The following is a 15,312-nucleotide window of genomic DNA, read 5'->3' on the forward strand; positions in this document are numbered from 1 at the left end:
GTAAGCTATGAAGAAGCATTTTTATTATTTGGTTGTTACACTTATTTCCTTCGCCAATATAGTATTAGGACAGGCAATAGAAGTAAAAGTAAGCGACGGATTGAATAACGCGCTTGCTTTTGTCAATACAGGCGCCGCTAATGAAATTATATTGGTCGACGATGGGGGGCTTTATATCACTAATCCGACAACTATCGAAACACCCGTTAAAATTAGAGCTAAAGAAGGGTTGCAAAACCCTCCCGTTGTGGTAATAAAAGGCTGTCAAGCATTGCCGTTTTTCAAAATTAAAAATGATTTCGAGATAGAAGGAATCATATTTGACGGTTATGATTCGAATGCAGGCACATACGACTCAATTCAGTATGTCTTCCAGGTTCAGGCTATGGCAGGCGGCGTTAATGAAAAACCAAAAGTTACAATTAAAGACTGTATTGTAAGAAATATATACAAGTACGGTGACCCGGAAACGAGCACAGACGGTACAATCTTAGACTTTGCTAAGGGCGCGCGCGCAGGCGATGTATTAATTGAAAATACTACGTTTATGAATACAGGCGACGAAGCGCTTAGAGCAATCAATACGCACAAAGATCCTGTGCCGCTTGAAGGAAAATTTGCGGAAACATTTACAGTAAGAAATTGCACCTTTCATAATATCAGAGGAAGCGCTATAAAAATTGAAGACGACGGCGACTCAACAAATGTCGACACACAGGTATTAATCGATCATTGTACATTTAATAAGAGTCAAAGAAGAGTTATTTGGCATCGCGACCTTTCAAATTCGATTATAAGAAATTTATTGATAACGAATTTGATTCAAGGTAACGATCAACTTGGCTATATTATTACTGTCCAGAGAGAAGGTACGATAGTATCGCATATAGATACATTTAACGTTTCAATACCAAACTACACTAACGGATTTTTAGCTGAAACTCCAGCGTCATGGTCGGGAGCGCAACGCACAGCTACAATCGACGAATCGACTATTTATAATTACGATCCAATGTATAAAGATCCGGATAATGCCGATTTCACATTAGATCCTAATTCGCCGGTTCGTACACTTGCTTCCGACGGAAAAGCATTGGGCGACTTAAGGTGGGCTGGAGATGTTGTCAGTGTTGAAGAAAATGGCGTAACTCCTACTAGTTTTGAACTAAAACAAAATTTCCCAAACCCCTTTAACCCTTCAACCGTAATAGAATTTACAGTTCCCAAAGCTGGAGCTTATACACTCAAAGTATATAACGTACTTGGACAGGAAGTAGCTACTTTGATAAATAGAAACTTGGCTGCTGGTACGCATACTACAATCTTTAACGCAAAGAATTTACCATCTGGATTGTATCTCTATAAACTTTCTGGTGAAAACATAAATCTTATTAGAAAAATGATGTTGATGAAATAAAGCCTTTTCGTGTTGCCTCCACATTACGAATAGCGAGTCGGGGAATAACTAATTCTCCGACTCCTAAAATTTTAGGGTGAACTAATGAATAAATCTTACAAAATATTAATAACTATCATTGTTGCAGTGCATTTTTTCCTTAATAATATATTTGCCACTACATACGAAGCGAAGAATGCTTCCGAGATTGCAAACTTCACTAAAATTGCAGCTCCTGGCGACACTATTATTATGAAAAATGGAATCTGGACTAACCAAACGATAGTGTTTACAGGGAACGGTACAGAGGAAGCCAATATTGTGTTAAAAGCCGAGACGCCAGGCGGAGTTATTCTTAACGGTAATTCTACCTTGAGAATTGCAGGGAAATATTTGACTGTAGACGGCTTGTGGTTTTATAAAGGTTATAGTTCAAGCGGAGCGGTTGTTGAGTTTCGTAATGGCAGCGTTAATGCATATCATTGCAGATTAACGAATACTGCAATTGAAGATTATAATCCGGCTAATAAAAATACCGATTATAAATGGGTCTCCATTTACGGTCAAAATAACAGAGTAGACCACTGTTATTTTAAGGGGAAAGAGCACTCAGGTACAACTTTGGTGGTTTGGGTTAGTAAAAATACGTCTCCTAATTACCATCTTATAGATCACAATTATTTTGGTTACAGGCCTGAACTTGGCTATAACGGAGGCGAAACAATACGTGTGGGCGATAGCGAAAATTCGATTTATAATTCTTCCACAACCGTTGAGTATAATTATTTTGAAAGATGTAATGGTGAAACCGAGATTATATCGAACAAAAGTGATTACAATATCTACAGATATAACACTTTTTACGAATGCGACGGACAGCTTACTCTTAGACACGGCGACAATTGCGAGGTGTACGGAAATTATTTTTTCGGCAATAATAAACCAGGAACCGGAGGGGTAAGAATTATTGGAGCAGGGCACAAAGTTTATAATAATTATTTCCAGGATTTGGCAGGCGAAGTAAGCGATTGGCACGGCGCGATTGTAATGATGAATGGCATTGAAAATTCACCTTTGAACGGATACTTCCAGGTAGACAGCGCTACGGTAGCGTTTAATACTATTGTTAATTGCAAAAATGGATTCGTAATCGGACTCAAAAAGTCTAGTGATCCCGATCAGATATTGCCGCCTAAAAATTCTGTCTTTGCAAATAATGTAATTTATAATACTACGAATTTACTTACTTATGTAACTGAGCCTATTAATTTTATATATCAAAACAACTACGTGTGGGGCGGCAATTATACGACTGTTGCCGAAGGTTTTGTTGAGGCCGATCCGTTAATGGTCATGGGAGCGGATAATCTTTGGCGTCCTCAATTTAACAGTCCATTGATTAATTCTGCTGAAGGCGATTACTATTTTGTAATAGACGATATAGATGGACAAGTTAGAGATTCTTTGAAAGATGTCGGCGCCGACGAATATTCAGTTGCAGAAATTATACGGACTCCCGTTACTCCCGAATCGTCAGGGCCTACTTGGCTATCGAATAACAACGATGTAGTAGTCTTAACGGTAACTCAAACCGGGACAGGCGAAGTAATATTAGAACCCGCAGGCGGAGTTTATAAAAAAGGAACAAACGTTACTTTAACCGCAATTCCGGCAACTAATTCTTCTTTTATTAATTGGACGGGGGACACCGTAACCACCGAAAATCCGATCACAATACTGATGAATTCCGATAAGAATATTACGGCAAATTTTAAAGACCCGAAAGTATATAAACTAGCGATATGGAAAAACGGCGAAGGCGATGTAATCCTGTCACCGGAGGGCGGAAGTTACATTGAAGGCACTAAAGTAATTATTACGGCTGTTCCGGCTGAAGGATGGGCGTTCGAATCCTGGAGTAACGCCTTAACTGGCAACTCCAATCCGGACACGGTACTTATGGATGCAGACAAGCTTGTTATAGCAAATTTCAACAAATTAACAGATGTTTATGAAAAGGCGGTTCCGACAGAATACAATCTTCAACAAAATTACCCGAATCCATTTAATCCTTCCACGGTTATTGAATACTCTATACCGGAACCAACTTTTGTCAAAATTTTAGTTTACAATGAGTTGGGACAACTAATAGACGTGCTGGTTAATGAATATAAAAGAGCGGGTAAATATCAGTTAAAGTACAATCTTGAAGGGAAAAATTTCAGTTCGGGAAGATTATTCTATCGCATCGAAACAGATAAGTACTCAGAAACAAAATGTATGTTAATAATAAAATAATACCTAAAAAATAATGGATAGAATATTTATCGGTTTTAAATTGCTCTTGAGTCTGTCAATCCTTTTTTTCATCACAAATATTTTTTATGCTCAGGAATGGCAATCTTCGATAGTTTACTATAACGGCGATAAACTTGTTTACATAAGCGATAGCGCTGGAAACAGAATACCCGATTTTAGTTATGCTGGATATAAAAACGGCGAAGAAGAGCTCCCTTATGTAGAAACTGTTAAAATTATCGAACCTTTGGAGGGAGACAATACTGAGCATATACAGAATGCTATTAATGAATTAGCCCGGCTGCCATTGAATGCTAGCGGATTCAGAGGAGCTCTATTATTAAGAGCCGGCGTGTATAGAATAAGCGGAACTATTTATCTAAACGAAAGCGGTATAGTGCTTAGGGGAGAAGGAGACGGCGAGGATACAACATCTAATACAATTATATACGCAGTCGGAAATAACCCGCATCAAAGAAGCGTTATTATTGCTGGCGGTGGAAATAATACAAGGTGGGCGGATAGAGTAGAAAATTCAACCACAAAAATTATTGATGATTATGTCTTCGTCGGGGCATTTAAGTTTAGGGTGGAAAATCCATCTTTATTCAAACAGGGCGATAATATTATAATATATCATCCTGCTACAGACGCTTGGCTAGATGCTGTCGACAGGGGAGGAACGGCATCGGACCCGGGCTGGACAATATATGATGGAATTGATATAGTTTATAATCGTTACATTGAAAAAATAAACGGTGATACAATCTTTATTGACGCTCCGGTTTTTTATACTCTTAATAAGAATTTATCGGAATCCTATGTTTACAAGTATAGCCGGGAAGGCATTAAGACTAATATTGGTATTGAAAATTTAAGAGTCGACATTGAAGCAAATGATCTGCCTACGAACTCCAACGGAAACGAAAATCATGCATGGCAAGCAATTGAATTGATGCAGATTGAGGATGCCTGGGTGATAAAATGTACGGCTATTCATTTCGGGCAGTCCGGCTTTCGAACCAGCACTGCATCCCGCATAACGATAGATAGCTGCAAAGCAATCGATCCGATAAGCAGAATTACCGGCGAAAGAAGATATAATTTCAACTTATACCATGCGTCGCAGTTAATTCTTGTTAAGAATTGCTATGCCAGATATGGTAGACACGATTTTGTATCTAATGGCACCAGTACTGTTTCGGGATGCGTCTTTTATAACAATGTAAGTGAATATACTTATTCGTCGAGTGAAGGACATAGATGGTGGAGTCAGGGACTTTTATACGATAATATATTGTTCAAATCCCCAAACTACAGCTATGTTTTGGCGCTCTATAATAGAGGCGACAAAGGCACCGGTCACGGATGGGGCGCGGTGAATTCGGTAGCTTGGAATTGCAAAGTAGAAAATTCAAAAAATATAATAATACAAAAACCTCCCACAGCGCAAAATTATGCAATCGGATGCTTTGCCGGAAAGGTAAGCGGCTTAAAAGTGCACGGCGCTTTATTCGTCCACCCTGAAGGATACATAGAAGGCACTAATAGAGAAGGGTTAAATCCATCCTCGCTATACATAGCGCAACTTAACGAAAGAAGAAATTATACATCGGTTCAATCTGAAAAGAAAACGCTTCCGTCCGAATTTAAGCTGAATTATAATTACCCGAATCCTTTCAATCCTTCAACAATTATAAGTTACAATCTATCCGAAGATAATTATGTTAATGTCGCTGTTTATAATATGCTCGGAGAAAAAATTTGCTCTCTTGTCGACCAATTTCAAAAAGCAGGTTATTATAAAATAAAATTCGACGCCAGTTCATTTAATCTCTGTTCGGGCGTTTATTTATGTAGGATTATAGCCGGCAACAATTCAAAAACCATTCCAATGTTATTATCAAAATAGGAATTAATTAAAATGAGGAAAAACATTCTATTGTTCTTATTGTTAAGCTTTACGCTATACTACGGCCAGAATAGCGTTCAGGATAATGTGCCTCGCAATCGTCTTCTCTCGGATGATGAATTAATGAATCTTCTGGATTTAACGGTTCCTCAACTCAAATCAATATATGATTATTATAAGAGAGATAAAGAAAAAGGATTAATTCAACTTGCCGAATATTTCAGAAAAAGAAACAACGTCAATTATTTTTTTAATAATGTTTCTTTAAAAGAAAGATTAGCCTCTTTTGGCAATGAATATCCCGACGCAGTGGTAATGTACATTGAAGATTCGAAGAAATTTTTAAGAACGTTCGGGACAGATATCGATTGGAAATTACCTTCGGTAGACAAGCATGGAAGAAAACTTAATCCGAATGCGCTGCGCTATGTTTCGCGTTTCGAACGAGCAAGCGAAATGGCGCTCGCTTCGTACTACGCCAAGGATGATCGGTATGTGAAAAGTTTATTGTTGTTGGTTAAAGATTTTATAAGAGATTATGAAAACAAAGAGACTGAAATTGGAGGCAATGATTTGTTCGAGAGGTTTTATGCGGGACACCGATTAAGGAATTTGTTGCAGGCATATCATTTTATGCTAGGAGCGGATTATTTAGACTGGAAGGATCAAATATTTTTAATAAAACTGTTTTTGCTTCACGGCGCGCGTATTGTCGATGTAAGTAAAGTCTATAATTATGGCAATCATCAAACCCATGGTTTGGAAGCTTTATATGAAACGACGTTAATGTTTCCCGAGTTTACTATTGCAAAGTTGTGGAACAAGATAGCTCTTAATACCCTGATGGAGCATATTAAAACCGAGGTAATGGAAGACGGTTTTCAATTCGAAAGAGCTTCCCACTATTTTAAACTGGAACTGATCAATTATTTCAGAGTATCTCAGCTATCTCGCAGAAATAATGTTGAGCTTCCCGAGCTGTTTCGCAGAAGATTTCACAGAATGTTCGATGCAATTGTCAAATTAGCATTGCCTTCTGGAGAATTACCCGTATTGCAAGACGCTCAGGCTACTTATGGCGCCGAGAATGATTCTCTCGAGAATTTAGAAGCTGCAGAGTTGCCGGATATTAAAACTTCCATTATCATGACTATCGGAGCGGCGTTTTTCCTGGATAAGAACTATAAAAGTTATAGCTGCTATAAATTCCCTTCGGAGTTGTACTGGTTCTTTTCCGCTAAAGAAATAGAGGACTACCATAAATTGATTCCTGAAAGACAAAATATTAGTTCGGCTTTCTTAGAACAAACCAAATATTTTGTAATGCGTAGCGGATCAGACAGTAGCTCCTTGTATTTATTAGTAGACGCCGGATTGGCGAAGTTAAAGCCCGATCACACGCACGGAGGCGTTTTGGGTATAGTAGCTCACGGTTACGGCGAAGAATTATTGCCTTCTTACAGAGTTAGATACAGCGACGTATCGATTCAGTATATGAAAAATTCTTTAACAAAGAATGTAGCGCTGGCTGATCGCTATTTACAGGGCAGAGATTGGATTGATAATCATGCAAGAACGGGTTTTGGTAAATGGAATATTCTACCGGAGCCACTAATACATGATTTGTATATCGGTAGTAATTTTGATTATATCATGGCTGAACACAATGGTTTTGACACACTCGGAGTTAATTATAACAGAGAAATATTGTTTGTCAAACCGTATTTCTGGTTGCTTACGGATAATTTTACATCAAAAGAGATACATAATTATCAACAAATATTTCAAGGAGAATATGAGCGGGAAAGCATGAATAACGGAGTCGTAAAACATAAGGGAAATGTCCGGTTTTATATTTTGCAGGCTGATCAAACAGATATGGATATTAATAAAATATCCAAGTATGGAATTGACGCTGTATTGTTTGAAAAACACTCGGTTAATGATTACTCGTTTAATACACTCCTGTTTCCTACGCTCAATGACAAAGTAACGCCGTCGATAAGAAAATACAACAATCCTAATTATGTGTTGCTTACTGTTACGTCCGGCGGACTAAAGGCTGATGTTTATATAAAAAAAGGCGACGAGCTAAAGCTGCCTGAAATAAAAACTGACGCGCAATTTGTATGCATATTGAGTAGGGACGAAGAACCAAGCGCATTATTGTTATATAAAGGCAGTTACGTTAGATACGACGGATTAGATACAAAGCAATCGAATAAATCTGTATATGAATATCAAAAATCGGCTGATGGCTGGAAGTTGGTAAACAAATCATACGATAAATAATAGGAGATTAAAAAAGGATGGAGAGACAACAAATAATTCGGAAAATACTTGACCATAAAATAGTTGCAGTAATCAGGATGGAAGACGCGAATAAATTATTAAACGTAGTAGACGCAATTTATAAAGGCGGCGTAGACATAATCGAAATTACAATGACAGTGCCGGGAGCAATAAATTTAATAGAAAAAACGGCTGAGAAATTCGGAGATAGTGTTCTTATTGGCGTCGGCTCGGTATTGAAAAAAGAAACCGCTCAGGATGCTATAAATGCGGGAGCTAAATTTGTTGTAAGCCCTATATTCAAAGAGGAAATAATAGACTTGGTTCATAAAAATAATTTACCTGCATTCCCCGGTTGTTTTACTCCTACAGAGATTTATAAAGCTTATGAAAGCGGCGCAGAGATTATAAAAGTTTTTCCCGCCGATATTCTTGGAATGCAATTTATTAAAGCTGTAAAAGCTCCTATCCCAGAAATTAATTTAATGCCAACAGGAGGGGTTACACTGTCCAATATTAAGGACTGGATACAAGCTGGAGCTTGTGCGGTCGGAATAGGAACTGCCTTGTTGGATAAAACGGCAATAAAAGAAAATAATTATCAGTTATTAACTGAAAATGCCCAAAAAGCTTTAGAAAACCTAAAAAATATAAACTAACATTACGGAGGTAAAAAAATGGTTAATCTAGAAGGTAAAGTAGCAATTGTAACCGGTGGCGCAAGAGATATTGGTCGACAAGTATCAATAAGACTTGCTCGGCAAGGCGCTTCGGTATGCCTGAATTATTTTGATAATCCCGAAGACGCCGACGAAACATTAAGATTAATTTCTGAATTTGGCGGCAAAGCTATAAAAGTACAGGGAGACATGACTAAACCAGAAGATATCAATCGTCTTGTAGAAACCTGCGTTAAAGAGTACGGACCTCAAATAGATATATTGGTAAATGTCGTAGGAGGTTTGGTAGGAAGGAAAACAATCAACGAAATGGATGAAGCTTTTTGGGATTTCGTGGTTACGTTAAATATGAAAACAGTCTTTATGGTAACTAAAGCCGTTGTGCCTTATATGAAAAGCGGCGCATCGATTGTTAATTTTGCTTCTCAGGCGGCAAGAGACGGCGGAGGTCCCGGAGCTGGCGCATACGCTGCTGCTAAAGGAGGAGTACTAACTTATACCAGGAGCCTTGCCAAAGAATTCGGCCCTAAAGGAATTAGAGTTAACGCCGTTTCCCCTGGTATGATAAGTACAACCTTCCATGATAAATTTACAAAACCGGAAGTAAGACAAATGGTTGCCAATAACACACCGTTAAGAAGAGAAGGGAAAGCCGAAGAAGTGGCGGACTTGGTTGCTTATCTTGCATCCGACTCTGCTTCTTTTATAACAGGCGCCTGCGTTGAAATTAACGGCGGTACTTATTTTGTATAATATTAACACGAGAGGAAAATTATGAAGTTTAATACGTTAGTCTTAAGTGTATTGATGTTCTTTACATATATAAATTCGGATGCGCAAAATATGCATCCGAATTTATTATTAACTAAAAAAACTGTTGAAATTATTAGGCAGGAAAAAGATAAATATCCGCTCTTCCATAATACCTATCAAAAGATTAAAAACTATATCGATTCGGTAATTGCCGAGCCGATGGACGTACCGGTTCCCAAAGACGCCGGCGGAGGGTACACTCACGAGAAACACAAACAAAATTACAATGAGATGTACTATGCCGGGATATTGTATCAGATTACGCAAGATGAAAAATATGCCGTTTTTATCCGTGATATGTTAAATAAATATGCAGAACTGTATCCTAAGATAGGACAGCATCCGCAAAGCAAAATAGAAACCCCCGGGCGTCTCTTCTGGCAAACCTTGAATGAAAATGTATGGCTTGTACATACAATCCAGGCATACGATTGCATATATGATTGGTTGTCCCCGCAAGATAGAGAAAAATATGAGAATAATATTTTTAATCCAATGTGTGAATATTTCATGGAACACGAAGAGGAATTTAATAGGATACACAATCATGGAACTTGGATGGTAACAGCCGTTGGTATGACTGGACTGGTTACACAAAATGATAAGTATGTGCAGTATTCGCTTTACGGAACACACTTGGACGGAAAAGGGGGGTTTATAAAACAATTGGATTTATTGTTCTCTCCAGACGGTTATTATACGGAAGGGCCATATTATGCGCGTTATGCTTTGTGGCCGTTTTTTATTTACGCGGAAGCTCTGGAAAATAATAAACCTGAATTGAAAATTTATCAATACAGGGACTCTATACTAAAAAAGACTTTGAACGCTCTGTTGCAACAGACGAATACAAACGGAGCTTTTTTCCCCATTAACGATGCTCTCAAAGAAAAAACATGGCAGTCCGAAGAACTGGTTATAGCTTCTAATTTAATTTACTACAGGTATGATAAGGACGACAATTTGCTGAGCCTTGTCAATGAGCATGGTCGGGTAATTCTGAGTTACGCCGGATTGGTTGTAGCAAAAGCTATAGCGAAACGAGAGAGTCTGCCTGAATTTAAATGGAAAAGTATAAAGTTTAGCGACGGAGCCGATGGTAAACAAGGTGGTCTTGCAATTCTACGTTGGGGGAATAATAAAGAAGAACTTTCAACATTAGTATTTAAATATGCATCGCATGGCCTTTCGCACGGTCATTATGACAGACTACACTTTTTATATTACGACAAAGGAAGTGAAATTATACAGGATTACGGCGCAGCTAGATTCTTAAACATCGATCAGAAATTCGGCGGCAGATATTTGCCTGAAAATAAATCATACGCTATGCAAACAATTGCTCATAATACAATTGTAGCGGATGAGAAATCCCATTTTGACGGTAAACGAAGCAGGGCCGAAAAATTCCACCCCGAAGAGTACCTGTTTGATATTTCGGATGCTAATTTCCAATACGTAAGCGCAAAAGAAAAAAATGCTTACAAAGGGATTGAATTACATCGAACATTGGCGCTTGTAAAATCACACCAACACGATTATCCGATCATTGTTGATGTATTTAGAGTCAACTCCGATACGGAACATCAGTACGATTTGCCATATTATTTTATGGGGCATATTATAGATATAAATTTCGATTATGAAGCGTACGATAATCAAAGAGTTCCTCTGGGAAAGTCTAACGGATATGAACATCTGTGGGTTACAGCCAAAGGAAAAGGAAACGGCGTCTCTTCGCTAACTTTCCTGAGTGACAATAATAGATTTTATACTCTGTTAACAACTTGCGATAATTCAACGGATATATATTTAACTCAGATAGGAGCTAACGATAAAAATTATAATCTTCGAAATGAACAAGGTATAATGTTTAGAAAAAAGGCAAAAAATCACCTTATTGTTTCAGTAATTGAACCGCATGGCGAGTTCAATCCGACTCTGGAATATACAAAGAATTCATACGCTACTATTAGCGATATTAAAGTGCTTTATAATGACGGTAATTATACCGTAATCGAAATCATTAACGAAGATAAATCCGGGATTAACTTATTTATTGCAAATAATGATCCTTCCAAAAATAAAGTGCATAATATTAATACGGGAAATGCCCAATATTCTTGGAAAGGACCAATTCATCTGAAATACATTAATTAAGTAACTTTAAATTAAGGGGAATAAAAATGAAAAATAAAAGCGAAAATTTTATTAAAGCTAATTTCTTAGAATGGGAAAATGTTGCCCCGGGCGTAGAAAGAAAAATTCTAGGATACGACGATAAAATAATGATGGTTAAAGTTCGTTTTAAAAAAGATTCTGTCGGCGAGCCGCATAAACATTTTCACAGTCAAACGACTTACGTTGTGTCCGGAAAATTCCAGGTAGAGATAGACGGGATTAAACAAATATTAAGTAGCGGGGACGGATTTTATGTCCCACCCAATGCATTGCACGGCGCCATATGTCTGGAGGACGGTATGCTTATAGATGTGTTCAGTCCGGTACGTGAGGATTTTCTCAAAAAAGGTTAAACAGATAAAAAATATTGAGGTCTACAATGAAAAAAGTAAAAGGCTTACGTTGGTGGATAATAACTCTTATTTGTATCGCTACAATTATTAATTACATAGACAGAAGCACTTTGGCAATAATGTGGCCCAGCATTTCTGAAGATACGGGAATGGATAAAACAGATTACGGCTTGATACTAAACGTGTTTATGATTGCGTATGCGATCGGGCAGTCTGTGTCAGGCAAATTATTCGATAAAGTTGGCACCAGAATCGGATATGTAATTGCCGTAGGAGTCTGGGCGTTATCTTCTTTTGCTCATGCTTTTGCGAGGAATATCTATTCATTTAGCCTTTTTAGAACAACGCTTGGATTGGCGGAAGCCGGAAACTGGCCAGGCGCAGTCAAAAGCAATGCTGAGTGGTTTCCAGTAAAAGAAAGAGCAACTGCACAGGGTTTATTTAATGCCGGCGCTTCAATCGGTTCTGTGATCGCTCCTCCTCTTATCGCTTTGTTATGGGCGAGTTTTGGCTGGCAAACAACCTTTATGATAGTTGGCACTTTCGGATTGATATGGTTGATTCCATGGCTAATTATTAATAAAACATCTCCTGATAAACATCCGTGGTTAAGCGAGGAAGAAAGGACATATATACTTGACGGACAAACTCAAACTGAAAAAAACAATAGTAACGCGAGAGCGCTAAGTATTAAACAAATTTTATCCCACAGAGAATCATGGTCGGTCTTAATATCAAGATTTTTCTTTGAACCTATCTGGTGGCTTTTTGTAGGTTGGATGCCGATATATCTTGCAGACGTATACGGATTCAACGTTAAGGAAATAGGACTCTTTGCCTGGGTGCCTTATGTCGGAGCTGCTATCGGAAGTATAAGCGGCGGATACTTCGCCGGCAAGCTTATCTCTAAGGGTAAATCTGTTAACAGAGCAAGAAAAACAGCTATCTCTATAGGAGCGGTTATTATGTTCCTCGGATTAATAACTACGATTCTTTTTGCCGACACTCCATTAAAATTTGTTGTGATAGTTGCGTTTGTCTTATTCGGTTTTCAGTTTGCAATAGGCAATGTTCAAACTCTGCCAAGCGATCTCTTCAGTGGAAAATCGGTTGGCACTTTGGCGGGGCTAGGCGGCAGCGTGGGGGTTTTTTCTGTAATTGTTATGAATTTTCTTGTCCCTATTATTACTAAAATCTCATATACACCAGTATTTATTATGATAGCAGTATTTGTACCATTCGGTGTATTGGCAATTTATTTCTTTGCAAAAGAAATTAAACCGTTAGAATGATCTTGATTAAATTAAATCTCGGAGAAATTGTCGGTCGTCGGAAAAATGAAGCTAGTTAGCTGTAAATAAGTTTGTGACTGGTTAATATATACACCAAAAGTCTAATTCAGGCTTTTGATACAATACGGTAGTCAAAGAACAATATATAACAGAGCGATTATTGCATAATAAAATATGCTTAGAAAGATTTTTTTAATAATCTTTTTTGTAAGCCACCTAAGTAAAGTATTGGCGGGTAATAAATATGTCGCTCATTCTAAAGACGAATTAAAGGCATATGTGAATTCATTGTTGCCCGGTGATACGCTTGAGCTTGCGAACGGACAATATGAACTTGGGTATATTACTATCGCCGGCATAAATGGCACAGCCGAAGAACCGATAGTTATAAAAAGCCAGGCAGTAGGAGGAGCGGTATTAACAGGCAATTCTTATTTTACATTAAGGAAAATAAGTCATGTTATTTTAAAAGGATTTGATTTCCGTTCGGAAAGCGGGACGGTTATTAAATTAGAAGCGTGTAATCATGTTCGTATTACAAGAAATTTTTTCAGATTAAATGAAACTAAATCGGCTAAATGGATTATCGTGGGTGGTAAATGGGACGAACCGTACGCAACTTCTTCTTATAACCGAATAGATCATAATCTTTTTGAAAATAAAACACAACCGGGCAATTTTATTACCTTGGATGGAACGCCAAAACCAACAAGTATCCCCTCAAAATACGATAGAATCGATCATAACTACTTCAGAAATAATAAACCGAGGGTGGTAAACGAAAAAGAGTCTGTACGATTGGGACAAAGTGAATTAAGCTGGGATAGCGGTTTTACGGTAGTAGAATATAATTTGTTTGAAGAGTGCGACGGCGACCCTGAAATTGTTTCGGTAAAAACATCCGAAGATACTATCAGGTTTAATACTTTTATAAGGTCAAAGGGAACGTTATGCCTCAGACAAACAAAAAATTCCGTGGTATATGGCAACTACTTTTTAGGATACAATGTTGACAGTACGGGCGGTATTCGTATGTATGGATACGGGCATAAAATATATAACAATTATTTTCATGACTTACAGGGGGAAAAATGGGATGCTGCTATTACCATTACAAATGGCGATGTGGAAAACACTTCTACAAGTTATTCTTCCCACATGAGACCCGAAAATATCATAGTATGCTTTAATTCTTTTATTAATGTCGAGCATCCGGTTGAAATAGGTTACACAAACAATGATTCTTATAAAAAGGCTCCCCGGAATATTATGTTCTCTAATAATTTAGTAGTATCAAACGGAACTAATCCAATTATTAAAATCATTTCTAAACCGGAGGGCTTATTACTGGAAAATAATGCTTTCGCTGTTACCGATTCTGTTTATGTAGGAGTGCCTTTTACAAAAAATGAAATAGAATTGATAGACGACCCGTCTTTGGTGATGAATGACGGCGTATATCAAATTAGTGCAAAAAGTCCTACGGTGAATAAGGGAAATAATCATTACCCTTTTGTTAATTACGATATCGAAGGACAACAGAGAGATACTATGCCCGATATAGGAGCCGACGAGTTAAGTATGTTCCCAAAATCCAATTATCTGCTTACTCCTGATAAAGTTGGTCCATATGCCGCCGAGGATGATATAGAGACTTCCGTTAGAGAGTATGATGTACCTAGTCACGATTTTGAACTAATGAATAATTATCCAAATCCCTTCAATTCAACGACAAATATTGTATTTATAGTGAATAAAAAAGGACTATACATATTAAAGATATATGATATACTTGGGAGAGAAGTTGCAAAACTACTAAACAAGGAGCTATTGCCGGGTAAATATACAGTTCAATTTGTAGCTGATAAAATAGCAAGCGGTAAATATTTCTGTAAAATAGAAGGACCAAGCGGGCATAAAATACTAAAAATAGTTTATCTAAAATAATATTTAAAACAGGAGTTAATTAAATGAGCAAGAAAGTAGTAACCTTCGGCGAGATAATGCTTCGTCTTTCTACGCCGGGATACACTCGTTTTGTCCAGGCGCAGAATTTCGACGTAACATTCGGCGGCGGCGAAGCAAACGTAGCTGT

The 15,312-nt window shown here is 37.7% G+C and carries 10 protein-coding genes and 1 pseudogene; all 11 read left to right on the forward strand.

Annotated elements, in window-relative coordinates; genetic code table 11:
• Positions 1-7: 7 nt before the first annotated feature.
• On the forward strand, positions 8-1,417 hold the full coding sequence (locus ACOYVE_RS13795) for a DUF5123 domain-containing protein (protein WP_014856032.1): 1,410 nt from the start codon (positions 8-10) through the stop codon (positions 1,415-1,417).
• Positions 1,418-1,501: 84 nt separating this feature from the next.
• Positions 1,502-3,694, forward strand: a complete 2,193-nt coding sequence (locus ACOYVE_RS13800) for a chondroitinase-B domain-containing protein (protein ID WP_014856033.1) — start codon at positions 1,502-1,504, stop codon at positions 3,692-3,694.
• 13 nt (positions 3,695-3,707) lie between these two features.
• Positions 3,708-5,606, forward strand: coding sequence for a T9SS type A sorting domain-containing protein (locus ACOYVE_RS13805; protein WP_014856034.1), 1,899 nt, complete (start codon positions 3,708-3,710; stop codon positions 5,604-5,606).
• Between the two features lie 12 nt (positions 5,607-5,618).
• Positions 5,619-7,898 carry a heparinase II/III family protein gene (locus tag ACOYVE_RS13810; RefSeq protein ID WP_014856035.1) on the forward strand — a complete coding sequence of 760 codons (2,280 nt, stop codon included), beginning with the start codon at positions 5,619-5,621 and terminating at the stop codon, positions 7,896-7,898.
• Between the two features lie 17 nt (positions 7,899-7,915).
• A complete protein-coding gene (locus tag ACOYVE_RS13815) occupies positions 7,916-8,557 on the forward strand; it encodes a bifunctional 4-hydroxy-2-oxoglutarate aldolase/2-dehydro-3-deoxy-phosphogluconate aldolase (RefSeq protein ID WP_014856036.1) in 642 nt (213 codons plus the stop codon).
• Positions 8,558-8,575: 18 nt separating this feature from the next.
• Entirely contained in the window at positions 8,576-9,331 is a 756-nt protein-coding gene (locus ACOYVE_RS13820) for an SDR family NAD(P)-dependent oxidoreductase (protein ID WP_014856037.1), read from the forward strand.
• 21 nt (positions 9,332-9,352) lie between these two features.
• Complete coding sequence (locus tag ACOYVE_RS13825) at positions 9,353-11,551, forward strand: alginate lyase family protein (protein ID WP_041355969.1); 2,199 nt, start codon at positions 9,353-9,355, stop codon at positions 11,549-11,551.
• Between the two features lie 26 nt (positions 11,552-11,577).
• Positions 11,578-11,925, forward strand: a complete 348-nt coding sequence (locus ACOYVE_RS13830; protein ID WP_014856039.1) for a cupin domain-containing protein — start codon at positions 11,578-11,580, stop codon at positions 11,923-11,925.
• Between the two features lie 26 nt (positions 11,926-11,951).
• A complete protein-coding gene (locus ACOYVE_RS13835) occupies positions 11,952-13,217 on the forward strand; it encodes an MFS transporter (RefSeq protein ID WP_014856040.1) in 1,266 nt (421 codons plus the stop codon).
• Positions 13,218-13,391: 174 nt separating this feature from the next.
• The gene (locus ACOYVE_RS13840) at positions 13,392-15,164 is read left to right on the forward strand and encodes a chondroitinase-B domain-containing protein (protein WP_014856041.1); all 1,773 of its coding nucleotides are present in this window, start codon (positions 13,392-13,394) and stop codon (positions 15,162-15,164) included.
• A 23-nt stretch (positions 15,165-15,187) separates the two neighbouring features.
• Positions 15,188-15,312, forward strand: a pseudogene (locus ACOYVE_RS13845) (sugar kinase); the annotation flags it as partial.

This window comes from Melioribacter sp., assembly GCF_049325435.1.
In the GTDB taxonomy this organism is placed as follows: Bacteria; Bacteroidota; Ignavibacteria; order Ignavibacteriales; family Melioribacteraceae; genus Melioribacter; species Melioribacter roseus.

Bases quoted from the DNA above. Each gene is read 5' to 3' on its own strand.
- ACOYVE_RS13810 (WP_014856035.1), top strand. From the start codon at position 5,619: ATGAGGAAAAACATTCTATTGTTCTTATTGTTAAGCTTTACGCTATAC.
- ACOYVE_RS13825 (WP_041355969.1), top strand. From the start codon at position 9,353: ATGAAGTTTAATACGTTAGTCTTAAGTGTATTGATGTTCTTTACATAT.
- ACOYVE_RS13820 (WP_014856037.1), top strand. From the start codon at position 8,576: ATGGTTAATCTAGAAGGTAAAGTAGCAATTGTAACCGGTGGCGCAAGA.
- ACOYVE_RS13835 (WP_014856040.1), top strand. From the start codon at position 11,952: ATGAAAAAAGTAAAAGGCTTACGTTGGTGGATAATAACTCTTATTTGT.
- ACOYVE_RS13815 (WP_014856036.1), top strand. From the start codon at position 7,916: ATGGAGAGACAACAAATAATTCGGAAAATACTTGACCATAAAATAGTT.
- ACOYVE_RS13805 (WP_014856034.1), top strand. From the start codon at position 3,708: ATGGATAGAATATTTATCGGTTTTAAATTGCTCTTGAGTCTGTCAATC.
- ACOYVE_RS13800 (WP_014856033.1), top strand. From the start codon at position 1,502: ATGAATAAATCTTACAAAATATTAATAACTATCATTGTTGCAGTGCAT.
- ACOYVE_RS13830 (WP_014856039.1), top strand. From the start codon at position 11,578: ATGAAAAATAAAAGCGAAAATTTTATTAAAGCTAATTTCTTAGAATGG.
- ACOYVE_RS13840 (WP_014856041.1), top strand. From the start codon at position 13,392: ATGCTTAGAAAGATTTTTTTAATAATCTTTTTTGTAAGCCACCTAAGT.
- ACOYVE_RS13795 (WP_014856032.1), top strand. From the start codon at position 8: ATGAAGAAGCATTTTTATTATTTGGTTGTTACACTTATTTCCTTCGCC.